This window comes from Candidatus Jordarchaeum sp., from assembly GCF_052745115.1.
This window is the reverse complement of the sequence record NZ_JBRAKS010000028.1, coordinates 1-18842: the sequence shown is the minus strand read 5'-3', so window position 1 is coordinate 18842 and position 18842 is coordinate 1. Positions and strand designations below refer to the sequence as shown.

Below are 18842 nucleotides of genomic sequence, written 5' to 3'. Positions count from 1 at the left end.
GGAACCGAACACCATCTGGAAGTGTCCTAGATGGGTAAGTTTCGGACAACGGTCTCACGGCATCACCACACAAAGGGATGCTAAAAAACGCATCAAACCCAAAAAAACTTATCCCAGAATCGAACGAATCTACATCGCCACATATACTGCTTGGAAAAGCTTTTGAATCAAACCGAATGCAAAATCTACCTTTTAATAACTCCTATAAATTAAACCATTTAGCGTTAAGGCATTTCCCTAACAAAGGTTGGATTAGTTCAATTTGTAGATCTCCCCGCTGCAATCTCTCCAAAGTTCTTCGCTTACCCTAACTTTTCCATTTCGTTTTTCAGCTTCGAAATCAAGCGGGTTTCCCTTTTCTTGGCAAATTGTTCCTTACTATCTATAAATCTCAGTTTTTTCAGAGCCGCCTCGCACTCTCCCCCTCAACTCCCGCCGCAAAAACTCTTTCACTTCAAACTCTTTTTCCCTTAACTCTCTCTCCCCCCCTTTCCGAAACTTCAGAACTCTCCTCAGACTCACGCTCACTTTCACCGTTTCCCCAGTCACCCTCAAAGCGAACCATTCAACACCCTTCCAACACACTTCACCACAAACCAATTTACCGAGCTAGGCATCTCAAATGCAAATTTTAATAATGCCAACCATAAGTTATAAGAAAGATATTTTAACACAACGAAAAACAAAAACCAGAAAAATAAACTAACATATTCAATACATTAAAAAAATTGAGCAGGGAACTTTAAGAAAAACTAACAAGTCAAAATAATAAAAAAGAAAAGTAAGAAAAGAGAAGACCCAAAACCAAACCCTATTACACTATTTTACTGGTCTTCCAAGTGCCAATAGCACGACCCAACTCCTTATGATCCTCACCATACTTCTCCAACGGTATACCCTTCTGAACCGCCTCAATAGCCTGGCGGAACGCCGTAGCCCCGGCACGAGGACCATCAGGATGAGCATGCATCGCACCACCAACACCAATCACAAAGTCCGAACCAATATCAGCCCAAATCTGAGGAACATTCTGCACAATAATACCACCAGCAGGCATCGGAGTCGTAGGCTTCAAATGATAAAACGGAAACGTCAACTCACGCCAAACCTGCATATAAGTATCCTTCATAAACGGCGCCTTCCCATACGGCGCTGGATAGACTTCTATGTCGGCTCCTGCTAGTCTGCAGAATTTTCCTAGTATGAGTCTGGCGTCTACTCCGTAGTAGGGTGAGGCGTACATGGTGGCACTAAAGTCGGTATGTGCTAGTATGGGTACGTTTATGCTGGGGTCTTCGGCTAGGTCTCGGAAGGTTTCGTATCCTACTGTTATGATGTTGACCATGAGGGCGTTGGCTCCGAGGTCGATTGCTTTTTCTGCGAGTTCTAGGGTTTTTTTGGGTCGGTCGGTTATGTTTACTGTGTAGAGTGTGGGTTCTCCTTTTTCTTCGCTGGCTTTGTCGAGTGCTTCCATGAATTTTGTTACGCGGTCTTCTACTTTGTTTAGTTCCATGTCTGCTAGTAGTTCGTCGTCTTTTACGAGGTCTACTCCGCCTGCTGCGACTTCGTATGCTAGGTCTGCTCCTATTTCGCATGGTGAGTAGACGCAGGGTTTGATCATGTTGTTGAGTATGGGGCGGTCTTTTATTTTGAGTAGTTTTTTTAATCCGGGGATGCCGAATTTTGGACCTTTGAATCCTTGTACCCATTTTTTGGGGAGGTTGAGGTCTAGTAGTTTTATTTTTCCGGCGGCGGAGAGGTTTCCGACTACTGTGCTGAGCATTAGGGGTAGGTTGGGTTCGCCGAGGTTTCTTATGGGGAATGCGATTTGTAGTATCCAGGTTCTTTCGTCTGTTTTGGGTAGTTGCCACTGGTATGGTGGGACTTCGTATGCTCCGATTACTCGGGCTGCGTGTAGTTTTCTTACTTCGGGTGTTTCTTTGGGTACTGGGGTCCATGTTCCGGTGCTTTGTTCTAGTGCTGCTGCTTGGCCTAGTGTGTATCCGTCTAGCCATGAGGGTTGGATTGTGTAGTAGGTTGCGATTATGTATTCTTCGGGGTCTACTCCTTCTGGTAGTGCTTCGGGTGCTGTGCGTAGTTCATAATTTTTTTCGCCCAATTTTTTTCCTCCTTTTATTCAGTGTTATTCGTGATGATGGGTGCTTTTAAAGTTTTGTTAATTTTATTGTTGTGTGGTTTTGGTTTTTAATATTGTCTTTTTTCATTTATTGATTTTGTGTTTTGAATTGTTTGCGTGACTTCTTATTGGGGGATTGGTTTGTTGGGTTACTTTTTTGGGGTGTGAGCTTTTGGTGGTAACGATAGGTTTTTTTAAAAGAATGAAATGTTATGTTTATGGTAGGTTCTTATGTTTTAAGGTGGGTAAGATAGTAGGAGGTTTGGTCTTGGTTGTTGAAGGTGTGACGGGAGATGTTGTGAAGGAGATTGTTGATGTTATGTCGGTTGTTTTTAATAGTCAGAATCAGGATTTTAAGGATAAAATAAAGTCTGTTACTGGGGGTTTGCGTAGGGTTTACCGTTTTGAGGTTACGGATCTTGGTCTTTCTTGTGATGTGGAGCTAACCCCTAAGGGGGAAGTTGTTATTCATTGGGATGTGCTTCCGGAGGAGCCGAATTTGAGGGTTTCCTCAGAAACGCTGGTGTTCGATGGTGTAATGACTCAGAGAGTTAATCCAATGAAGGTTATGTTGTTGCGAAAAGTTAAGTTGAAGGGCTCCCTTAAGGAGGTGGCTAAGTTTAGACCTATACTTCCCTTATTAAGTCCTTCTTATAAAAAGGCTAGAGTTCACATTGCAGAAAAATATGGTCTTCAAGAGGCTTTAAAGAAAATGGATGAAGCGAAAATTTAGTGTTCTGGTGATAGATGTAATTTGTTGATTGATTGATTTAGAAGATTATCTGCAAGAGTTGGTCATTTTTTTAAATTTTCTTTAATAGTGCTGGGATTTTTCGCACTTGGTTTTCCCTGTTCTCCTAGTGTATTTTATTTGGAGACAATTAAGAATTGGTTGTGAAAGGCCTTTTTGTTGTTCACATTTCAAAAGGTTAAAAAGTGGTATAAATTTATTAGTGAAGTGGTTTGGTTATGTTTTATTCACAGCTCTTAATGTGATGGTAATGCGCTTATTTCCCCTAAAATTCTTTAGAGGATTGTACAGGATTCCCTGCAAGTATCCTATTGGATTCCCGATTATTTTATTGGAAGTTGTCTTTCTATATCTATTTTTTAGTGGCTTATCTTTTTTTGATCAGAGTGTGGTGGCTTCTCTTTTTCCTTTTAGGCTCTTTTTCCTTCTTACTTTGGCTATTGATGTTGTTTTTTGTTTTTTTCTAATTCCTAGGAATTCTGTGGTTTTTCCGGAAATTAGGCTGAAGAACAGGATTTACCTGTTTTCGGCTGTTATCGCTATTACTTTATTATTATTGATGCTGTTGGTTTTCCCTGCTTTGTGGGGTATGGCAAATCATTTTTTAGTGTTAAAGTCTTTTGTAAATCAACTATTTTTATCCTATGTTCTCTCTTTGCCCATTGTACTTGACCCTTTTAGACTTTATAACTTGTATCAGGGAATAAACGGATTAGTTTTATACTCTATGGGATTTATCACCGCTAGCACGGATGTTGTGGACCGAATTTTCTGGATTGTTAGCATTCGGTACTTCTATTTACTGTCTGCAACTGAGAGGTCGAGCAGAGCTAGATTTCTGAGAATTCCTATAGCCATCGTTCCTGCTATTTACCTAGTGGAGGTGTTTCAACTGGCGGTTTCCCCATTTACTTATATTGTTTCGGCAACGATTTACTGTGTGCTGATACCCATTTTTATTTTTGAAGCAATAGCTTTGGGCACCTCGACAGCTTTTCGCTCTGGTGAAAAGAAAATTCGGGTAAGTCAGTTTGACGTTATTCGCAGATTAATAACTTGGGATATTTTAAGAGACACTGCTCAGGAGGATACATTAAGTTTTACCGATTTTAGAGAAACCGTTAGCATTTGGACGGCGGTGGTCGCATTTAAAATCGAGGAGAAGGATGCTTCCCTGATGATTGTTCCTTCACTACACCCTGGGCCTTTACTTTCTTTTTGTGGTTCCCTGCTGTCTTATAAAATTTCTGAAGATTTGAAGGAAAATTACAATTTGGTAATGGTTCCCCACTCGCCAAGTACACATGATTTTAATCCTTCATCGGCTTCCGAAATATACAAAATTGTAAAATCTGTTCGCAGTCTTCTGAAACATGGACATATGGAATTCTACGAGTTTGCTTCACCCGTTTTTGTTGAAGAAAGTGTTAAGAAGATGGGAAAGCTGCGAGTCTTTTGCCAGGCTTTTGGTAATGATGCAGACCAAAAGGTCTTAATTTTCTGTGACTTGCCCAATGAAAACAATGGTGACCTATCATACGGTGTCGGAAATTATCTAATTGAAACCGCTAAAAATGTAGGAGCAAAAGACGCCATAATTATCGACAAACACTTTTACCCCCACAAAGAGGAGCGCCCCCTCTACATGGAAGACCCCCTAACTGAAGAGCTAAAAGAACTGGTGAAAAGAGCTGTGGAAAAAGCCTTACGAGCCGAAAAGGAGAGATTCTCATTTGTTGGATCCAAGATTACTAGACACGAGATAGAATCAGAGTACAAAGAACTTGCAAAAGTTATCGGAAGGGACGGAATAACATTATACGTTCTAGAATTAGAAAAAAGCAGGGAAAAATCAGCTTACGTTCTCATAGATGCAAACACGGTGGAGCCCAAATTATGTAAAAAAATTCTAAAGCTTTTCCTCCAAAGTGGATTCAAAGAAGATAATGTCATAATTATGACTAGTGACACCCACCAAGATTTACTTTTTCTGAAACCATTCGGCTCAAAAGAGAAGATTCATAAACCAGCCATCGCAATACTCAGGAAACTTCTGAGCCAATTATCAAAACCCAGAAAAGTGTCCGTATCCCTAAATCGAATAATGAGTGATGTGGTTGTGTGGGGTTTACTAAACGGAGAGCGATTTTTCACAATACTTCTCAAGGCGTTCCCTAAAGCCTTATCAGCTTTACTAATCTACTGGTTGGTGGCTTTTATTTTATCATTACTTATGCTCTAGAATTTAAGATATTGTAGCTGAATCATTACTCCTTTGTATTATTGGTGTTTCATTCTTAATTTAGAGAACTGTTCTAATTGTGTCTGAGAAATTTACTTTTTCGTTTTGAATTATGCTTTCAATGGCGTTCGCGGTTACTTCATCTATTTTATAGTATGAGCCTTGAGCGTTTTCGGCAATCATTTTCATGTAGCCAATACTTGGTGCAAATATGTTGGTAACTCTTTCGGTGTCTATTGATATAAGATGTATACCCTTGTCAGAAAAAAGTTTTGAAATGGCTCTGAGTTCTTCTTCAATATTTGCATTGGGATTAAGTGGCACGTTTGCATGTCCATCTGAGATAACAACAACTATTGGTACCGTGAATCCGATTTTTATTTGTTCGTTTTCAATAACGGTCAATGCTTTATAGAGTCCCGCAGCTAATGGCGTTTTTCCAGTTGAGGGTAGGTCTCTTAGGTATCTTTTTCCAAGTATAAGGTGCTTTGTGGGTTGAATGAGAACCTCTGCTTGGGTGGATTTGAAAATTATTATGCCTACGTAATCTCTTTTCGGATATGATGCTGTTAAGATGGAGTAAGCCGCACCCTTGGCTGCTTCAATCCTATCGTAAATATTCATGGAGCTACTGGAATCCACCACCATTATTATGAGAAAGGAGGTTTTGGTCTTTCTTTTCTTAAATCTTAGGTCTTGATGGTTAACTTCAAAAGATTCTTGGCTACCGTTGTTTTGAGCAAGTCTTAAAACTGCGGCTTTTAGTGTAGCATCAAACGCTATGTCGTGAAACTGGTTTTGATACAGGCAGGGTTTGATGTAACGTCCTTTTAATGTGTTCGATGTGACCTGAAACCTCTTTCCATAACCTTTACCCGCTTTCCTTAGATTCGTAGCCACGTTCAGTATTTTGTTTATGTTAATTGGTCTTCCAATTTCACCGGTCTTCTTCTTAGGAGCTTTACCCGCAACCCCAATTAGATCTTGAGTGATGCTTTGAGTGCTCCTTTTTTTGGTTCCTGTTTCTTTTTTCGTTTGTTCTTCCTGTGTATTGGGTGAATTTGAATTTTCTTGCAGGTTTTGAAGTGTTTGTTCAAGTTCTTGTTCTTTAGATTCAATTTCTTCAAAGGGCAGTCTTCTAAACCTGTGAGGCAGAGCCAGTTTCGCGGCCTTTGTTATATCCTCCATGGTAACTTCTGTTCTTTCTTCAAAGGCTGCCAAAGCTTTAGCAGTGCCCACAATCACAATGTCTGCTCTGTGGGTGTGAATATTCAAATCTAGGCTTAACTTGGAAACAATGTCTAAAAGCTGGTCACTAATTTCCACCCGGTTTAAAAGCCGCCGGGCTCTGATAATTCTCTCTTGCAATTCTCTCTGTGATGAACTGTATTTTTCCTGAAAAGCCTTAGGGTCTTTTTCGAACTCCTCCCTCCTTCTAACTATCTCCTTTCTCTGCTCCAGATCTTTTAGAGCCTCGATTTGTACACATAAGCCGAATCTATCGGATATCTGAGGTCGAAGTTCTCCCTCTTCAGGATTCATAGTTCCTATAAGAATAAATCTTGAAGGATGTGCAACAGAAACTCCTTCTCGCTCCACAATATTTAGCCCCATGGCCGCTGAGTCTAGGAGTACATCCACCAAGTGGTCGTCTAACAGGTTCACCTCATCTACGTACAGTATCCCCCGGTTTGCCTCTGCAAGTAGCCCTGGTTCTAGACAGGCTAGTCCCTCTTTTAACGCTGTCTCAACATTTAGGGAGCCGACCACTCTATCCTCAGTTGCGCTCAGCGGCAGATCCACTACTTTCATCTTTCTTTTTTCCACCGGGAGTTCTTCCCCTCGCTCATATTTGTGTAAGCATTCGTCACACATTTCCGAAGTGTCTCTTGGATTACAGTTAAAGGCACATCCCCTCACAAACTCTATTTCTGGCAGCATGTCGGCAAGTGCGCGAGCTGCTGTTGATTTCCCTGTACCTCTCTCTCCGCGGAGTAGAACACCGCCGACGGATGGGCTTATGGCTGCAGAAATAAGTGCTGTTTTAAGGTTCTCTTGACCTACTATGGCAGTAAACGGATAGAACCATTTTCTTACATGTTTTGCCATTTTCTTCTACCTTCCCTATTCTTCTAACTCACCTTCTACTTCAAGATACAAGCGGCGGAGTTTATCCAATTCTTCTTGGGTTGCCTGCCAGTATCCTCGTTGATTTGCTTCTAAGAGTCTTCCCATCATTTCGTGTAACGCCCACTTATTATTCTCCTGTAGTCTTTTTCTCATCTCTTCATTAAAAACGTAGTCTTCAGCCACTTTGCTCCAAATCCAGTTGTCCACTTTATTGGTTGTGGCTGCAAAACCTAAAAGATACTCTACACGTTCTGCGACTTTTTGCCCTCCATGGTAATGGTGTTTTAACATACCATCTATCCACTTGGGATTTAATAGTCGGGTTCTCACTCCTCGCTGGATTGCCTTATCCACGGTTTCTGTTTTTATCAGCTCTTTGGTGGTGTCTGAAATCAACATCTCTGGTTTTTCACCTTTGATGTTTTCAACTGCTTTTGAAAGCCCCCCAAAGAACTCATAATAGTGATCCAAGTCTGTGACCTCATATTCGTGTGTATCTCGAACTTGGGAAACCAGTTCCACATTCGACAGGGCTTTCCGGTAAATCATATCCACTTTTTCACCGTGAACGTTTTCCGCATAAACATTATTCATACTCGCTGTGTAGGCTTCAGCCACTTGGCTCTCAGAATCCCAACTCGATGTTTCAATCAATCTGGTTAGTCGGGTTCCATACTCTCCCGACCTTGGACCAAAAATGCGTGCATTTGAAAGCCTCTTCACCATTTTTTCATCCGAAAATTCTCTAACCAGTAATCTGTATAGCTCTTCAGAATGTTTCTTAACATAATTTCTATTTTCTTTCTCATCCAATGAGGCGACCATATTAAAAGCCTCATTTAAGAGCTTCATGGTGTCTGGGAACATATCCCGGAAAAATCCACATATGTTTACCACCACATCTATTCTGGGTCTTCCAAGTTCTTCTAGTGGGATCAATTTCAATTTCGGGAACCAAATACTCTTCTCCCGCACAATCTGTACTCCCAGATATCCCAGTATTTGTCCTACTGTTTCTCCTCTGGTCTTGACGGTTTCGAATCCCCACAGCACCACTGCCACGCTTTCCGGATATCTTCCATTCTTATCATAGTACTGTTTCAGAGTCTTCTCCGCAATTTCAACTCCTCTCTGATAAGCAGCGTCGCTGGGCACAAGGCGAGGGTCAAACTGGTAAGTGTTACTTCCGGTGGGAAGAACTTCGGGAGTACGTATAGGGTCGCCACCCAGATTGGGAAATATATAGTTACCATTTAGGGCTTCAATAAGACTGTCCATTTCGTTACTCCTTTCCAAGTCGGAGGCGACTTCTAGACCGTAGGAAAGCGTCTTTTTAAGATACTTGATCAGATTTTTCTTTATCCCAGAGAACTTTATCCCTGCTTCAACAGAATCAAGTGATAACCGGATAATATCCTTTGCCTTCCCCTCTATCTCAGATAAGATTTGTCCGAAGCTGCTTCCATTGTGGTTTTCGTTGAGATGGTTAAGAGCATAATCATAATTAATTCCCATTGATTCGGAGAGAATTCGATTTAGGGATTTGATTTCGCCTCTATCATATCTTAAGACGAATGAAATAAAGTCTGTTAGGTCATCATCCTTATACTTATCACCAAAAACATGGAGGCCGCTTGGAATTATTGAGCGTTTGAAAGCGAAAAGTTCATCGTAAATTTCTTCCACGGATGTTGAATTGATATTAAACTCCTTTGCTTTTTCCACAATTCTTGGTTGAACCCTTTTTGCCCGCACTGGGTCCTGAAGTTTTGCCTCATAATACTCGTTTATAAGTTCCTCCAGTTCGCCGAATCCCTCGTAGAGCCCGGACTGAGTATATGGAGGAGACATGTGATTAATCAGTGTGGCATAGCTGCGTCTTTTGGCAATCATAGCTTCTGAAGGATTAGTTATGTGGTAAACATATAGGTGAGGCATATTGCCGATCAAAAAGTCTGGATAGCATTCACTAGACATTCCAGCCTCTTTACCCTTCATAAATTCAATAGTTCCATGTGTGCCCAGATGGATAACTGCATCCGCCCCCCATTCTCTCTCCAACCACTTATAAAATGCAATGTACTGGTGATGAGGAGGCATATTCTTGTCATGATAAGCCTTTGCCGAGTTTTCATGAACTCCACGGGTTGGTTGAAGCCCCACAAACACGTTACCCAATTCCACTCCCAGGATAAGAAAACTACTATCATAACTCATAATGTTTCCCGGTGGATCACCCCACTCCTCAATGACCTCTTTTCTCATATCCTCACTAAGCTCACCGAACCATTCCCAATACTTATCAACTGGAACGATTATAGCATTCTGAGAGGTAAGCTTTTTAGGACTCCATTTGCCTGAATTCACCAATCCCTGGCTTAAGAAGAATTCACTAAAATTAACTTGTTTCCCGTCGCCCACATTATAGTTCTCTTTTCTCAATCTTTCTAGTATTTTATCCAAGCTGGTGAAAACATCCAAATATGCTGCGTTGCCTAAGTTATCTTCTCCTGGAGGATAATTGTAGAGAACAATTGCAATCTTTTTTTCAGAATTCTTTTTTCCCCTCAAATTTATCCAATTGAGAATCCGACCCGCAATTCTTTCAATTCGGTCTTCAATAGCCACAGTTGACTTGACGTCAGCTCCCAGAGTATCACTATAATCCAGATTTCTTAGTCCTAGAGAGGGTACAGGTTCTATGAGTCCATCAAGCTCGGGAAGTGTAATGGCAGCAATCAATTCCACGGGCGAGAAACCTTGAGTGGACTTCTTCCACTTTTCAATTTCACGCATGTACATAGGGGCGGCATCAAAAATGGGAATATTCAAATCTTTTAATACTTCCAAGGTTTGTTGTGGTTCTCCCCCTAACGGCCCCCCGTTAATACGAAACCATATGAAGCTAACAGCGGCGTTAATGATGGGTTTTCCATTCTTAAAGAAGAATTTCCTGATTGCTTTCAGATTATTCACACCGTCGGAATACACCGGAATAACATTAACTGTAGGTTCCAATTTTTCAATTAGCTCACTGACTCCCACAACGGATGACTCAAAGTGCATTCCACCATAGAATAAAATTCCGACACTAGGCTTTTCTGGATCGCAGTTTTCATTTCGATAATCATCTAAACTGGTGTAGAACCGGTCTAGTTTTGGATAGTATATTCCATCATCGGGAAACTCGACTGGTGGTTCAAACTTCACATTTTGTCCACCATAAGTCTTGGCAACGAATAGAAGCAGATTTTTAATATTTCTCTTTCCACTGTATTTCCAGTAGTTCATTGCACGAATCCAATTTCGGGCATGTTTTAAACTGCCAAAAGGTAAAGCAGTTCCCATTTTTTCAATCATGTTCTGTATCCTTCGAATTTTCCCCCAGTCCATATATCCCTTGGCAGAAGGTTTCTGCTTTTTAAACATCTTTGCGGGTGAAAATGACCCAACGCGTGTAAGTGACATAACCTCGGTAGTGCCGCCAACCAGGGTGATTACTGTTTTTTTCTGATCAGATAAAACTTCTCTGGCTAAATCTAGAGGTCTTCCTCTGCTTCTTATATCTAAAAGAACGATATCTGAGGTTATAAGATCCTCTCTAACGGTATGCTCGTCAACCAGTTCTTCAATAATTTCATGAACATAATATAGTCTGGGCTCTATTACCTCACCATAATCCTCCCGGATCTCCCTAACTGCATCCGCAAAGGAGCTGGAAACGGCTATTGTAGCTAATACTGTAATTTTGGTTGGCATGACTCCACCTTTCCAGTATTACTTTTTTAAAAAATAGTAATACCAGAGTTCTTTTAAGCTTTATCTATAAATTATCTACTGATAAAAAATGAATGTTTAATTAATAATGAATTTTATTAGAGAAATAGTACTGGAATATAACATCTCAAACAAAAATTTTTGAATATTTTTTGAAAAATTTTTTATTCATTCTTTGCTTCATTTTTTTCTTTTTTAGGTATCACTATTTTTTCGCCTTTTTTTCCTATTGCTTCTGCTTTTCCGTCAAGGAACATTGCCGCTATTATACAACATGCGGTTGCATCTAGTTCATGTTTGGTTCGAGGTTTATGTTCGAATTTTACAAATCTATCTAATTGGTTCTCGTTAACATCCATTATTTTGTAGAAGGCGTTTGGAAAAACCTCAATCACGTTACCTAACCTTGTTTTTAGTTTTATTGCCCTCCAAGTCAGCTCTCTAATAAAATTCGGAGGAAACGCTTTAATTCCTCTACGAATTAGCTTCTTCTCTGCTTCTCTATAACCCTCACTGTAGGTAAGTGGTGCATCAATGGCTATTAAGTCCGGGTATGCTCTAACTGTGTTATTAATTATTTGTATATCGGTGTAAACTATGGTGGTTACTACGTATCCGTCATCATAAAGGGCAAATCCTGTGGGATTTGTCTCCTTTGAAGCCAGGTCCAACCCTACTATTACTACCAATTTTTATACAACCTGCTTTTAAACTGAAGTAAACTTAAAAAGCTCTTAGAAGAAGCTATTTGTCCCTTATCAATACACAAATATATGACTTTTGCATGATAATAAAATGAATATTTTGGGCAATTTGGGTGTAATACTTGACTGTCTACGAAGCGGGAATCATAAGAAGTGGATTACTACTAGTTTTTAGGGAATATCATACCACATCTAGTCTGGATCAGGATTTAAAGAGCGCACTTTTTTCGGCTCTTGAGATGGTGACTCAGAGCACGTTTGGGGACAGTTTGGATATTATCCAGTTAAAAACTATGGGCATTATTTACGCTAAATCTTCTAAGGATGAAGGGAAATTGGTTGCTTATGCTATTTGTGATCGTACCATAGATTTTAAGCTCGTAAAAGGAATTTTGCAGAAAGTTCTTGACGCGTTTTTAGAGGATTACAGGGATAATCTTGATTCTCCAGTTAGAACGCAGTATGCGAGTTTTAAAGATAAAATTGATTTCTTTTTCAAAGACCTCTCTGAGACGCCGGATCAACGAGCAAAATCACTATTTGGTTGAATAAAAAATACTTTTTAGTTAACATTAGAAAGACCTTTTTATAAGCTCGCAGTCTTTCAGTTAACTTTTATAATAACGGATGTAACATATTAATTAATAAAATTTTCATGAAGGGAAAGTAGTTAGTTAAATAACCTTCTTTTAAAAAATTAAGGTGAAGTAGATTTGCCATCTTTGCTCGAATATCTAATTGTATACTATTTTATTCCCTCACTATTTGAAATTTCGTTATGGTATCCCTCAATTTTGGACTTGATAATACCTGAAAGCATCTTAATGTTTTTACCATTCGAGATCTCTTTACTAGATTATCTTCAATTTTTTGCAGCTTTTACTGTGACTATTGTTGGCCTAGTTCTCGGTTATAGAATCTATAAGAAGAATCCTAGTTATTGGCTGAACAAACTTTTCGCCGCCTGTTACGTGGGAATAAGCTTATCCGCAATCAGCTTCGCTCTGGGACTTTTCACCAATGCTACTGGTTTAATACTTGGACAAAAATTCATGTTTACCTTTCTTATGATAACTATAGGACTTCTACTATTGGTTGCTGTTGGCCTCAATTACGGAGAATTCGAAATCCAATATCCAAGAATCGTTTTACCTATTATGGTATTTGTTGTTATACCATTAATCATATTGTGGTTACCCGGATCAATAAGGATACAGGACGTAGCCCCCTCCGACATTATTTTTTCAGATTTTTTCACAGTATCGATTTTAATCACCATTGCAATAGGTCTAAGTACGCTATCCTACTTCTTGATTAAGGTTTACCGAGTTTCAGAAGGCTTGATTAAAAAGCGAATTCTATTTTTCCTCATAGGAATCTTGTTTACCATACTTGTAGCTGGAATCTCAGTTAGCCTTGCAAGTATACTTAATCTTCAACTCTTCGATTTCTTCACACCATTGATAATTTTAGTGGGTATATCAATAATATACTATGGATTTCATATATCAGAATAAAACCAGACGTCTTTAAATGGTAATACGTTTGTTTTAAATTCTCAGTTAACTTTATTACCAATTCTGATGGAGTATTTTTGTTTATTTCTAATTTTTATAGCCCTTACCCTTTTTGAATTGAAAAATAATGCTCACTTCTTAGGAGTTATACGAGATGGAAAACGATTTGCATCAGAGGATAGTTCAAGCTATACTAGATGTTGACGAGGAAAAAACATTAAACCTCACAAAGAAATCAATTGAAAAAATGCCACTTGAAAAAATAATTTCTGCTTTATCAGAAGGACTGAGGCAGATGGGAGATCTCTTTGAGAAAGGGGAAAGGTTTATACCGGAACTTGTGATAGCTGCAGAATTTGTGAACAAGGCATTTAAAATTCTTGAACCACACCTCTCACCCGAGGTAGGGAAAGCTGGGGATTTGAGGAGTGTTAAAGTAGTGATTGCTACTGTAGAAGGAGATATTCATGATTTGGGTAAAAACCTTGTTGCCACCATGCTGTCCGCAGCTGGTTTTCAAGTAATCGATCTTGGAAAAGGTGTTTCTTCTAAGACTATTGTTTCAAAGGTCAAGAAAACTGGTGCACATGTTGTGGGATTATCTGCCTTATTGACAACCACTATGGCACACCAAGAAGAAGTGATAAACCTACTAATTGAGGAGGGAATAAGAGAAAAAGTAAAAGTTATTATAGGGGGAGCTCCTGCGTCCCAAGTCTGGGCTGAAAGAATAGGTGCTGATGTCTATGCTGAGAATGCTATGGAGGCTGTAAGGAAGCTTAAAGAAATTATAGATTGGGGGGTAAAATAATTGGAGGAAACAACTGTTAAACGTCCTAATTTAAGTCTTTTAGAGAAGGAGAGCATAAGAGAGATTTATAGTGCTGCTTTAAGAATACTGGAAAGTGTAGGAGTAGAAATTAATAACTTTGAAGCTCTTGAACTTTTGCACCAAAATGATGTAATAGTCGACTTCAATAAAAAGAGGGCTAAGTTTCCACAGGATATTGTTGAGAAATGTGTAAAATCAGTTCCCTCAGAAATTAAAATTTATAGTCGTGATGGAAAACATGACTTGCTTTTAAAGGATAATAATGTTCATTTCGATCCGGGCTCTGCTGCTATAAACATTCTTGATGATGGAGTAATAAGAAAACCAGTATCAGATGATCTTGAAAAATTTGTACGCCTAGCCCACCATCTAGAATATATACATGCCCAAAGCACAGCACTAGTCATTACAGATGTCCCGGAAAGATTCGTGGATCGATACCGACTTTATATTGTTCTAAAAAATTCCACCAAACCCGTGATAACTGGAGCCTTTACTAAGGACGGTGTTCACGAAATGAAGAATCTGCTAGAAATAGTAATAGATAGAGGTGATATAGCAAAAAAACCAATAGCCATTTTTGATGCTTGTCCTACTCCTCCACTTGAATGGAGTGAAATAACCTCGCAAAATTTAATTGACTGCGCTAGATACAGGATTCCTGTGGAATTGGTTTCTATGCCTTTAGCAGGGGCCACTAGTCCTGCAACCCTTGCTGGTTCAATTGTACAGCATACCGCAGAGACTCTGAGCGGAATAGTTATCGCTCAGCTTGTAAACAGGGGTGCGCCATGTATTTATGGGGGGTCTCCGGCTATTTTTGATATGCGTCAGGGTACGACGCCGATGGGCGCAATCGAAACTATAATGATTGACTGTGCCTATGCTCAGATTGGGAAATTCTTAGGCCTACCTACACACGCCTATTTGGGTCTTAGTGATTCAAAAACCGTTGATTCCCAGTCGGGGTTCGAATCCGCACTAGGAATTTTTTTGGGTGCTCTTACCGGGATAAATGTTATTTCTGGTCCTGGTATGCTGGACTTTGAGAGTTGTCAGAGTATGGAGAAACTTGTGATTGATAATGAGATTTGTGGAATGGCTTTGAGAATGATTCAGGGAATTCAAGTCTCTAATGAATCACTTGCTGAGGGTTTAATTAGGGAAATCGGTCCTGGAGGCTATTTCCTGAATTCGCGGCACACTCTTAAATGGTTTAGAAAAGAACAGTTCATACCTTCGATTTTAATTGACAGAATGACCACTTCCAGTTGGCAGAATAGGGGCTCCAAAACCACGCTTCAAAGGGCTAAGGAGGAAGTAAAAAGAATTCTGGCAGAACACGAACCGGAGGCTTTATCACCAGATATAGAAAAAGAGTTGGAAAGTATGGCGGAGAAATGGAGATTCGCCTAAAAAATATTTTAAAAAATTTTTATTATAATTTTTTTACCGCTTGAACCATACGTACCAGTTTTTCGCTAGCTACCTTATCATTCTTTAAACCCCTTAATCCACAATCAGGATGCGCGATTATATTCTCCTCACCCACAAGTTCAGTGGCTTTCTGCAGTAATTCTACGATACTTGTAACCTCTTCCAATTCCGGCGTGTCCGAGCGTACGCATCCCACACCTAACTTCTTTTTTGCTTTTACCAGTTTCTCCTTTGAAATAACCGTGAAGTTTTTTGGTTCCCCTGCGAAGGCGTGGCTTAAAACATCAACGGGAAAATCGAGCAGGGTATCGAATATTTTGGTAATGTTTCCGCACACATGAAGGTGGACTGGTTTTTGCACATTATGTCTAGCTATTCTCACAGCTTCTTTGGCTAAATCCATGGGTGCTCCAACGCTGTAGTAGGGTTCATCTATCTGGACAGCATCCACACCGGCTTTCAACTGTAACTGAGCTTCCCTGTTTACGAATCGCCCCATGTCATTGTATAGCTCGGGGTCCCTGTATCCCTTATAGTCTTTCGTCTTAAGCATTCCGCTCATAATCATGGTAACAGGTCCGGTAACTATTCCCTTCAGTAAGGGAGCCTTTTCTCCATATTTTTCTTGGAGATACTTTTTAACCCAGCTTAGGTCTTCGGCTGCTATGCTTTCGCCGTCGTGCCCAATCCTACCAGTAATGAACCATTTGTCGCCCTTACTCTCGAAACCCGTGGCGTGTTGAGCAAAATAAGTAATCATATCTGCCCGAGTTTGTCCATCACTAATTAGGCTTATTCCCGCTTTAATCTGAGCTTCAACAGCGAGGATGATATTATCCCGAAAATCCATGTCTGCAATTCTGGGAAAAGATCCGATAACCGTGGTCTGTAACATAAACCTCACATCTCCATTTACTTTATGGACTCAATAATTTAAATATTGATATTTATATCTTTAGCTCATAATTTTATATAAAAAATATTACTTTATTTGCATATATAAAATATACTCTAAAACTAACAGCTAATTCCAATACAAAACCATACTTTATCCAAAATAAGTAGTAAGAATTCTTTCCTCTAAAATTAATAGACTTTAGGTGTAATTATTTTTAATTCAGAAATGGTGCGAAAAAGTAAAATCCTACAGAAATCCTACCGAAAAATGCAAAAACTGGGATAAAAGACGCCTGAAAACGGAAAAAATTCCGGAAGTATTAATTACGCCTAAGGTCTAATATAATTTTCAACAAAAATTTTAGAATAGAGAGTAAATAAAAGGAGAACATTATACCAAAAAGGACGTTTTAAATCGGCTTTAATATTAAGTGCGGCTTCTACCTCTTTTTGCTAACACGCCACCTTGTTGACCAGCAATTCTCTCATGAATTACTCTCTTAACATAGTTACGCCTATTCCTGATAATAGGGATGGGTGTCTTTCTTTCTTTAGCCTCAACTTTTGGGGTCTGACTACGAACTTTTCCCGCTTTTGTTAGGCTACCGTGAGAACCAGGCATTCTTAAAATCCTCCAAAAATTAACTGATGAAATAAAGAAATATACACTTTTAAAGTTTATCCAAAAACATTGTGGAATTAATATTATTTATAAAAAGTAAATAAAAAATGGGAAATGGTTATTTTTTTCTTTCAATTTTTTTAATCACGGGTTCTGCCACTAGAGTTAAAACATCCCAGGTTGGGCAACTTGCAGGAGCATAGCAGGTCTCTAGCCATTCAAGTTCATAAATAGACATACCTGATTGCATAGCAGCGGCAATCACATTAATTTTTTGATGCACATCCTCATAACCCACAATTTGAGCCCCAAGAATTTTACCCTTCTCATCGGAAAAAATCTTGATTCTTATTAGCTTACCACCAGGAAAATACTCCGGCTTAGAAGAGCCAGTAATCTTACCAATAACCGGTTTAATCCCGGCTCTTTCCAACTGAGCCAAAGTAGGACCGACAGCAGCTAGCTGAATGTCAAAAATTTTTGTTATCCTTGTCAAGAGTACACCTGGGGGCATCTGGGCTTCGCCACCCACAGCGTTAATGCCGCAAACCTTACCCATCCTAACCGCAATAGTACCCATTCCCTGGGGTGTTGGTTCTCCTGTTACGAAGTCTGGATATTCTGTACAGTCACCTGCGCTGTAGATGTCTGGGACATTTGTTTCGCATTTTTCGTTTACCTTTATGTATTTGGTTGTCCCTAGTTCTACTCCTGCCTTTTGAGCTATATCTGTATATGGTCTTACGCCGGCTCCTATAAGCACCATGTCTGCTGGTAATTCTTTGCTTTCTTTTGTTTCTCGGTTTTCGATCAGTACTTTTTCCACTTTTTCTCCGCCTAGTACGGCTTTTGCTGCGGTGTTAGTGTATACTTCCATTCCGTGTTTCTTCATTTCCTCTTCTACTAGTTCTGCCATGTCTGGATCTATCATTAGTGGTACTAGGCTGGGTAGGAATTCCACTATGGCCACTTTTAGTCCTTTTTCTACTAGGTTTTCTGCGGCTTCTACTCCAATAAGTCCTGCACCTATTACTACTGCGTTTTTTGCTTTTTGCGCAGCAGCTTCTATCTCCATTGCGTCCTTTATGGTTCTGAGGAAATAAACTCCTTTCTTTTCCTCGACTCCTTTTATTGGGGGTGCTGCGGGATGGGAACCAGTAGCAATGACTAATTTGTCGTAATTTATGGTCTCCTCTTTACCGGTTTTGATGTTTCTTATTTTTACAGTTTTGGCTTTAGAATCAACGTCGATTACTTCTGTTTCTAGCCTGAGGTCTATTTTTGCAAAGTTTTCATACCATGCTGGTTCATGTTCCATAAGATCGGTAAACTCGGGAATAATTTTTGAAATAGTGTAAGGTAAACCGCATCTAGAATATTCTGGGTATTGTTCACGGGTTATTAAAACGACCTCACATTTCCTATCAGTTTTTTTGGCCCAAAGTCCAGCTGTTGTACCAGCGGCTCCGGCGCCCACTATCACTATTTTTGTCATTTTTCTCTCAACTCATTTTCTTGTTTCCGTTTAGCCATGGACTCAATTTATAATTAAAATTTTTTGCAACCTTTTTTTGCCATGAAAATCGTTTTCATAATTTGTCTAAAGAGCGAAGCTTAAGTAGGTTGCTATGAAAAACTTGATATTTTCATACTTTGTCTAAGAAGCGAAGCTTAAGTAGGTTTATTTTAAAATTAGAACCTTTTTAATCATACAATTAATTGAATTTTAAGGGCAACAAATCAATGAGTTGTAGAAGTTAGGGACATTTGTCACCCCTTGCTGTTAATTGGTAGGA

13 protein-coding genes are annotated in these 18842 nt (G+C 39.5%); 6 read left to right on the top strand and 7 right to left on the bottom strand.

The features are described 5' to 3' along the window. Nucleotides 1–814: 814 nt before the first annotated feature. Nucleotides 815–2119, bottom strand: coding sequence for a RuBisCO large subunit C-terminal-like domain-containing protein (locus ACUVXA_RS03790; protein ID WP_445869903.1), 1305 nt, complete (start codon nt 2117–2119; stop codon nt 815–817). A gap of 286 nt (nt 2120–2405) precedes the next feature. Here ACUVXA_RS03790 and ACUVXA_RS03785 point away from each other — a divergent pair, with 286 nt between their 5' ends. Together ACUVXA_RS03785 and ACUVXA_RS03780 are read left to right on the top strand one after the other, a co-directional pair. Continuing rightward, nucleotides 2406–2870, top strand: a complete 465-nt coding sequence (locus ACUVXA_RS03785) for an SCP2 sterol-binding domain-containing protein (protein WP_445869902.1) — start codon at nt 2406–2408, stop codon at nt 2868–2870. A gap of 262 nt (nt 2871–3132) precedes the next feature. Continuing rightward, on the top strand, nt 3133–5130 hold the full coding sequence (locus tag ACUVXA_RS03780) for a DUF2070 family protein (RefSeq protein ID WP_445869904.1): 1998 nt from the start codon (nt 3133–3135) through the stop codon (nt 5128–5130). A 60-nt stretch (nt 5131–5190) separates the two neighbouring features. Here the strand turns inward: ACUVXA_RS03780 and ACUVXA_RS03775 are convergent, their stop codons facing one another. From ACUVXA_RS03775 to ACUVXA_RS03765, 3 genes are all read right to left on the bottom strand, one after another. After that, nucleotides 5191–7239 (bottom strand): magnesium chelatase subunit D family protein, encoded by a 2049-nt coding sequence (locus ACUVXA_RS03775; protein WP_445869901.1) that lies wholly within the window; start codon nt 7237–7239, stop codon nt 5191–5193. Nucleotides 7240–7254: 15 nt separating this feature from the next. Next, the gene (gene bchH, locus ACUVXA_RS03770) at nt 7255–11019 is read right to left on the bottom strand and encodes a magnesium chelatase subunit H (protein WP_445869900.1); all 3765 of its coding nucleotides are present in this window, start codon (nt 11017–11019) and stop codon (nt 7255–7257) included. Between the two features lie 182 nt (nt 11020–11201). Continuing rightward, nucleotides 11202–11726 (bottom strand): DUF429 domain-containing protein, encoded by a 525-nt coding sequence (locus ACUVXA_RS03765; protein WP_445869899.1) that lies wholly within the window; start codon nt 11724–11726, stop codon nt 11202–11204. 137 nt (nt 11727–11863) lie between these two features. Between ACUVXA_RS03765 and ACUVXA_RS03760 the strand changes: the two genes are divergently transcribed. The 4 genes from ACUVXA_RS03760 (at nt 11864) to ACUVXA_RS03745 (ending at nt 15506) form a co-directional block, all read left to right on the top strand. Then, on the top strand, nt 11864–12289 hold the full coding sequence (locus ACUVXA_RS03760) for a hypothetical protein (protein WP_445869898.1): 426 nt from the start codon (nt 11864–11866) through the stop codon (nt 12287–12289). Between the two features lie 165 nt (nt 12290–12454). Beyond that, nucleotides 12455–13258, top strand: coding sequence for a hypothetical protein (locus tag ACUVXA_RS03755; RefSeq protein WP_445869897.1), 804 nt, complete (start codon nt 12455–12457; stop codon nt 13256–13258). Between the two features lie 154 nt (nt 13259–13412). Further along, complete coding sequence (locus ACUVXA_RS03750; protein WP_445869896.1) at nt 13413–14069, top strand: corrinoid protein; 657 nt, start codon at nt 13413–13415, stop codon at nt 14067–14069. Continuing rightward, on the top strand, nt 14070–15506 hold the full coding sequence (locus tag ACUVXA_RS03745) for a trimethylamine methyltransferase family protein (RefSeq protein ID WP_445869895.1): 1437 nt from the start codon (nt 14070–14072) through the stop codon (nt 15504–15506). A gap of 22 nt (nt 15507–15528) precedes the next feature. Here the strand turns inward: ACUVXA_RS03745 and ACUVXA_RS03740 are convergent, their stop codons facing one another. The 3 genes from ACUVXA_RS03740 to ACUVXA_RS03730 all read right to left on the bottom strand — a co-directional run bounded on the left by ACUVXA_RS03740 (nt 15529) and on the right by ACUVXA_RS03730 (nt 18541). Then, nucleotides 15529–16422 (bottom strand): hypothetical protein, encoded by an 894-nt coding sequence (locus ACUVXA_RS03740; protein WP_445869894.1) that lies wholly within the window; start codon nt 16420–16422, stop codon nt 15529–15531. Nucleotides 16423–16851: 429 nt separating this feature from the next. Beyond that, nucleotides 16852–17046, bottom strand: coding sequence for a 30S ribosomal protein S30e (locus ACUVXA_RS03735; RefSeq protein ID WP_445869893.1), 195 nt, complete (start codon nt 17044–17046; stop codon nt 16852–16854). Between the two features lie 118 nt (nt 17047–17164). Beyond that, nucleotides 17165–18541 carry an FAD-dependent oxidoreductase gene (locus ACUVXA_RS03730; protein WP_445869892.1) on the bottom strand — a complete coding sequence of 459 codons (1377 nt, stop codon included), beginning with the start codon at nt 18539–18541 and terminating at the stop codon, nt 17165–17167. Between the last annotated feature and the right edge of the window lie 301 nt (nt 18542–18842).

Excerpts from the sequence above, each read along its gene's own strand:
- ACUVXA_RS03780 (WP_445869904.1), top strand. The coding sequence starts at position 3,133 with ATGGTAATGCGCTTATTTCCCCTAAAATTCTTTAGAGGATTGTACAGG.
- ACUVXA_RS03775 (WP_445869901.1), bottom strand. The coding sequence starts at position 7,239 with ATGGCAAAACATGTAAGAAAATGGTTCTATCCGTTTACTGCCATAGTA.
- bchH (WP_445869900.1), bottom strand. The coding sequence starts at position 11,019 with ATGCCAACCAAAATTACAGTATTAGCTACAATAGCCGTTTCCAGCTCC.
- ACUVXA_RS03750 (WP_445869896.1), top strand. The coding sequence starts at position 13,413 with ATGGAAAACGATTTGCATCAGAGGATAGTTCAAGCTATACTAGATGTT.
- ACUVXA_RS03740 (WP_445869894.1), bottom strand. The coding sequence starts at position 16,422 with ATGTTACAGACCACGGTTATCGGATCTTTTCCCAGAATTGCAGACATG.
- ACUVXA_RS03735 (WP_445869893.1), bottom strand. The coding sequence starts at position 17,046 with ATGCCTGGTTCTCACGGTAGCCTAACAAAAGCGGGAAAAGTTCGTAGT.
- ACUVXA_RS03730 (WP_445869892.1), bottom strand. The coding sequence starts at position 18,541 with ATGACAAAAATAGTGATAGTGGGCGCCGGAGCCGCTGGTACAACAGCT.